The 5,281-nt window shown below is 62.9% G+C and carries 5 protein-coding genes; 4 read left to right on the top strand and 1 reads right to left on the bottom strand.

The genetic code is table 11. The features are described 5' to 3' along the window. The 4 genes from AC1D1Z_RS33700 to AC1D1Z_RS33685 form a co-directional block, all read left to right on the top strand. Positions 1-526: ABC transporter permease (locus AC1D1Z_RS33700; protein WP_477853166.1), on the top strand; the 526-nt coding region annotated here is incomplete at its 5' end. A 25-nt stretch (positions 527-551) separates the two neighbouring features. Then, positions 552-2,171 (top strand): ABC transporter substrate-binding protein, encoded by a 1,620-nt coding sequence (locus AC1D1Z_RS33695; RefSeq protein ID WP_477853165.1) that lies wholly within the window; start codon positions 552-554, stop codon positions 2,169-2,171. 67 nt (positions 2,172-2,238) lie between these two features. After that, positions 2,239-3,183, top strand: coding sequence for an acetamidase/formamidase family protein (locus AC1D1Z_RS33690; protein WP_113543839.1), 945 nt, complete (start codon positions 2,239-2,241; stop codon positions 3,181-3,183). Then, the gene (locus tag AC1D1Z_RS33685; protein ID WP_477853164.1) at positions 3,180-4,868 is read left to right on the top strand and encodes an ABC transporter ATP-binding protein; all 1,689 of its coding nucleotides are present in this window, start codon (positions 3,180-3,182) and stop codon (positions 4,866-4,868) included. The genes AC1D1Z_RS33690 and AC1D1Z_RS33685 overlap by 4 nt, the downstream gene beginning before the upstream one ends. A gap of 173 nt (positions 4,869-5,041) precedes the next feature. Here AC1D1Z_RS33685 and AC1D1Z_RS33680 read toward each other — a convergent pair. After that, on the bottom strand, positions 5,042-5,281 hold a 240-nt coding region (locus tag AC1D1Z_RS33680; RefSeq protein WP_477853163.1), incomplete at its 5' end, for a hypothetical protein.

Raw genomic sequence — 5,281 nt, 5'->3', positions numbered from 1 at the left:
GATGATGGCCTCCTTTGTCGGCACCTCGGCGCCGCAATTCCTCGTCGCCCTGCTGCTGCTCTACCTCTTGGCGGCAACGCTTGGCTGGTTTCCGATGAGCGGCTATGGCAGCTTCTCGCATCTCGTCCTGCCGGCCGTCACACTCGGCATCTGCGGCGCCGGCTGGTACGCCCGCATGGTGCGCTCGTCGATGATCGACGTGCTGAACCAGGATTATGTCCGCACGGCGCGCGCCAAGGGTCTTTCCTCGAAGCGCGTCATCCTGCGCCATGCGCTGCCCAATGCCGTGCTGCCGATCATCGCCATGATCGGCATCGATATCGGCCAGTTCATGGGCGGCGTGGTCGTGGTTGAAGCGGTCTACGGCTGGCCCGGCATCGGCCAGCTCGCCTGGCAGGCGATCCAGCAGGTCGACATCCCGATCATCATGGGCGTCACGCTGACGTCGGCGCTCGCCATCATCATCGGCAATCTGCTTGCCGACCTCGTCGCGCCGGTCATCGATCCGCGCATCCGCACACGCTGACAGCAACCAAAGAAGGGGAACCAAGATGTTCAAACGCTGGCTGCAACAGACGACCATGGCAACGATGGTGGCGCTCGCCCCATTGTCCGTCATGGCTGAGGAAACGCCCAAGCAGGGCGGCGATATCGTCGTCACCTACAAGGACGACATCACCACGCTCGACCCGGCGATCGGCTACGACTGGGTCAACTGGTCGATGATCAAGAGCCTCTATTCCCGCCTGATGGATTATGCGCCCGGCACGCCGAACCCGGTTCCCTCGCTTGCCGAAAGCTTCACCGTTTCGCCCGACGGCTTGACCTATACCTTCAAGCTGCACAAGGGCGTGAAGTTCTCGAACGGCCGCGAGGTCGTCGCCTCCGACGTGAAATATTCGATCGAACGCGCCGTCGACCCGAAGACGCAAGGCCCCGGCGCCGGCTTCTTCGGCGCCATCAAGGGCTTCGAGGAAGAAACCGGCGGCAAGACGACGACGCTCTCCGGCATCGAGACCCCGGATGACAGCACGGTCATCTTCAACCTCTCGCGTCCCGACGCCACCTTCCTGCACGTGCTCGCCATCAACTTCGCCTCAGTCGTGCCGAAGGAAGCCGTCGAGGCAGCCGCCGGCGACTTCGGCAAGAAGCCGGTCGGCTCCGGCACCTTCATCCTGAAGGACTGGACGATCGGCCAGCAGCTCGTTTTCGAGCGCAACAAGGATTATTTCGTCAAGGGCGTTCCCTATATCGACAGTTTCAAGGTCGAGGTCGGCCAGGAGCCGCTGGTAGCGCTCTTGCGCCTGCAGAAGGGCGAGGTCGATATTGCCGGCGACGGCATTCCGCCGGCAAAATTCCTCGAAATCAAGAATTCGGCCGATGGCGCGCAGATGATCGTCGACGGCGAACAGCTGCACACCGGCTACATCACGTTGAACACCAAGGTGAAGCCCTTCGACAACGTCAAGGTTCGCCAGGCGTTGAACATGGCGATCAACAAGGACCGCATCACCCGCATCCTCAACGGCCGCGCAACGCCCGCCAACCAGCCGCTGCCGCCGCTGATGCCGGGCTACGACAAGGCCTTCACCGGCTATGCCTATGACGTGGCGAAAGCCAAGGCGCTGCTGGCCGAAGCCGGTTATCCCGACGGCTTCGAGACCGTGCTCTACTCCACCAATACCGATCCGCAGCCGCGTATCGCCCAGGCGATCCAGCAGGATCTGGCCGCCATCGGCGTCAAGGCCGAAGTCCGGGCGCTGGCCCAGGCAAACGTCATCTCGGCCGGCGGCACGGAAGGCGAAGCGCCGATGRTCTGGTCSGGCGGCMTSGSCTGGATCGCCGACTTCCCGGATCCGTCCAACTTCTATGGCCCGATCCTCGGTTGCGCCGGCGCAGTTCCGGGCGGCTGGAACTGGTCATGGTACTGCAACGCCGATCTCGACAAGCGCGCCGTTGCCGCCGACTCGATGTCCGATCCGGCAAAGGCGGCCGAGCGCACCGCCGCCTGGGGCAAGATCTTCACCGACATCATGGCCGATGCGCCGTGGATCCCTGTCATCAACGAACGCCGCGTCGTCGCCAAGTCGCTGCGCATGGGCGGTGCTGACAACATCTACATCGATCCGACCCGCGTCATCAATTACGACGCGATCTTCGTGAAGCAATAAGCCCTGAAGAAACAAAGCCTTCCCGGTTCCTGCCGGGAAGGCATCATAAAATTGAGGGAGACACGACATGTGCATCGCCTGCACCCACACCATTCACCGCGCCCAGCATAATTTCGGCTGGAACAAGGATTTCGCCCCCGCTGTCGTCGCCAAACCCGGCGAGACGATCCACTTCGAATGCATGGATTCATCAGGTGGCCAGCTCGGAAGCGACGCGACCCTGGAAACGCTGAACGCGCTCGATTTCGGCAAGATCAATCCGGTCTCCGGCCCGGTCTATATCGAAGGCGCCAAGCCCGGCGATGCGCTGAAGGTGACGCTGCGCAAGTTCATTCCCTCGGGCGTCGGCTGGACGGCCAATATCCCAGGCTTCGGCCTGCTCGCCGATCAGTTCACGGATCCGGCGCTGCACGTCTGGTCCTATGACGCCAACAGCATGGTGCCCGCTCTATACGGTCCGGGCGGCCGCGTACCGCTGAAGCCCTTCGCCGGCACGATCGGCGTCGCACCCGCCGAGCCCGGCACCCATTCCGTCGTTCCCCCACGTCGCGTCGGCGGCAACATGGATATCCGCGACCTGACGGCGGGGGTGACGCTCTACCTGCCCGTCGAGGTCGACGGCGCGCTGTTTTCGATCGGCGATACCCATGCCGCCCAGGGCGATGGCGAAGTCTGCGGCACGGCGATCGAAAGCCAGATGAACGTCGAAGCGACGATCGAGCTCGTCAAAGACGCCAAGCTGCAGACGCCGCGCTTCACCACGACCGAACCGGTGACCCGCCACCTCGACGGCGCCGGCTACGAGGTCACGACAGGCATCGGCCCTGATTTGATGACCGGGGCGCGCGAAAGCGTCATGCGGATGATCGATCTTCTCGGCGCCGAACATGGCATGAGCGCCATCGATGCCTATCTGCTCTGCTCGGTCTGCGGCGATCTCCGCATCAGCGAGATCGTCGACCAGCCGAACTGGGTGGTTTCCTTCTACTTCCCGAGGATCGTGTTCGCGTGAACGAAGCCATGCCCGCCGCAGCACCGGTGCTCAGCCTTCGCAATCTGAGCGTCGATGCCCGCACGCCCGAAGGCCGCAAGCCGGTGCTCCAGGATGTCAGCTTCGAGCTTGCAAGCGGCGAAACGCTCTGCATTGCCGGCGAATCCGGCTCCGGCAAATCGGTCACCTCGCTGTCGATCATGGGGCTCTTGCCGAAAGCCTCGCTGCGGGTGGCCTCCGGCAGCATCATGCTCGGCGAGCGCGACCTGCTCACACTTTCCGACCGGGCGATGCGCAGCGTGCGTGGCGGCGATATCGCCATGGTGTTCCAGGAGCCGATGACCTCGCTCAACCCGGTCATATCGGTCGGCAACCAGCTGACGGAGGCAATCCGCGCGCACCAGGGCAGCGACAATGCCGAGGCGGTGGCGCTGAAGATGCTCGATGCCGTGCAGATCACCGAGCCGGCCCGGCGGCTGAAGCAATATCCGCACGAGCTTTCCGGCGGCATGCGCCAGCGGGTGATGATCGCCATGGCGCTCTCCTGCCGGCCGAAGGTGCTGATTGCCGACGAGCCGACGACGGCACTCGACGTCACCGTGCAGGCACAGATCCTCAGGCTGATGCGCGAGTTGAAGCGCGAATTCGGCGCCTCGATCATCCTCATCACCCACGACATGGGCGTCGTCGCCGAAATGGCCGATCGCGTCGTCATCATGCAGAATGGCAGGATCGTCGAGCAGGGAACGGCGCTCGCCGTCTTCCAGCGGCCGAAGGAGGCCTATACGCAGCAATTGCTGGCCGCCGTCCCGCGGCTCGGCGCGCTTGCAGGCACCGACCGACCGCCGCGCATCACGCAGCGCGCCGTCGAGACGCTGCATCCGGACCGCACGCCGGTGCTGAATGTGCGCGACCTCACCGTCACCTATGGCAATGCCGCAAGCCGGTTTTTCAAGGGCAAGCCGTCGGTCGCAGCCGTCGATGGCGTTTCCTTCGATATCCTGCCGGGTGAAACGCTCGGCCTCGTCGGCGAAAGCGGCTCCGGCAAATCGACGACGGGCAAGGCCGTGCTCGGTCTCGTCCCCTTCAAGGGCAACGTGCTGATCGACGGCCGCAATATCGCCGGCCTCAGCCAGCGCGAGATGCGGCCCGTGCGCCGCTCGGCGCAGATGATCTTCCAGGATCCCTATGCCTCGCTCGACCCGCGCATGGCCGTCGGCAAGGCGATCGGCGAACCGATGGTCATCCACGGTATCGGCAACCACAGCGAACGGCAGGACCGCGTCGCCGAACTGCTGCGCCGGGTCGGCCTGACGCCTGATGCGGCGACGCGCTACCCGCACGAATTTTCAGGCGGCCAGCGCCAGCGCATCTGCATCGCCCGTGCCCTGGCGCTGGAGCCCAAGCTGATCGTCGCCGACGAGAGCGTCGCAGCGCTTGACGTGTCGGTCCGCGCCCGGGTGCTCGACCTGCTGCTCGAACTGCAGGAAACGATGGGGCTCGCCTATCTGTTCATCTCCCACGACATGGCCGTCGTCGAGCGCATGTCCCACAACGTCGCCGTCATGCGCGCCGGCCGTATCATCGAAACCGGCACACGGCGGGATATCTTTGAGAACCCGAGGGATGATTACTCAAGAGCGCTAATCGCTGCGGTTCCAATCCCCGATCCGGAGGTCTATCGCGGCAGGGAAGCGCATGCGTGACTGAAGGTTAGACATAACTAAAATGTCGACGACGCACGCCTTGCCGTAAGTAGACGGTCAAGTTGATAAAAGGATATCCCCGGACACTCTGCAAGTTTCCACGCAGAAAAGTATTCCGAATAGGGGACAGTATCCTCCCATCAACCTCCCCCGGATCCTTCCGGTCCCAGTACTCAATCTTCTAAACTGTGAATATCGATATCGGCGGGAATAACCCAAGCATTATGCGCCATATGTTGGAGGAATTCCTGCGGCAGACTTACAGAATATTTTTCTACATAATAAGCCAGATCGCTCGGCCACGCGAAAATTCCATCTGTCTGAAGTGTCAGCGATYCAATTATTGTGCGCTCTGCCGATAGAACATCTCTCGACACACCTGGAGAGACGACAAAATGGACGCCCGATTTGAG

It is taken from the genome of Rhizobium sp. P1_E1 (assembly GCF_056406015.1).
This window is presented reverse-complemented; position numbering and strand designations above follow the sequence as displayed.

Coding starts and splice junctions, on each gene's coding strand:
- AC1D1Z_RS33690 (WP_113543839.1), top strand. CDS start 2,239: ATGTGCATCGCCTGCACCCACACCATTCACCGCGCCCAGCATAATTTC.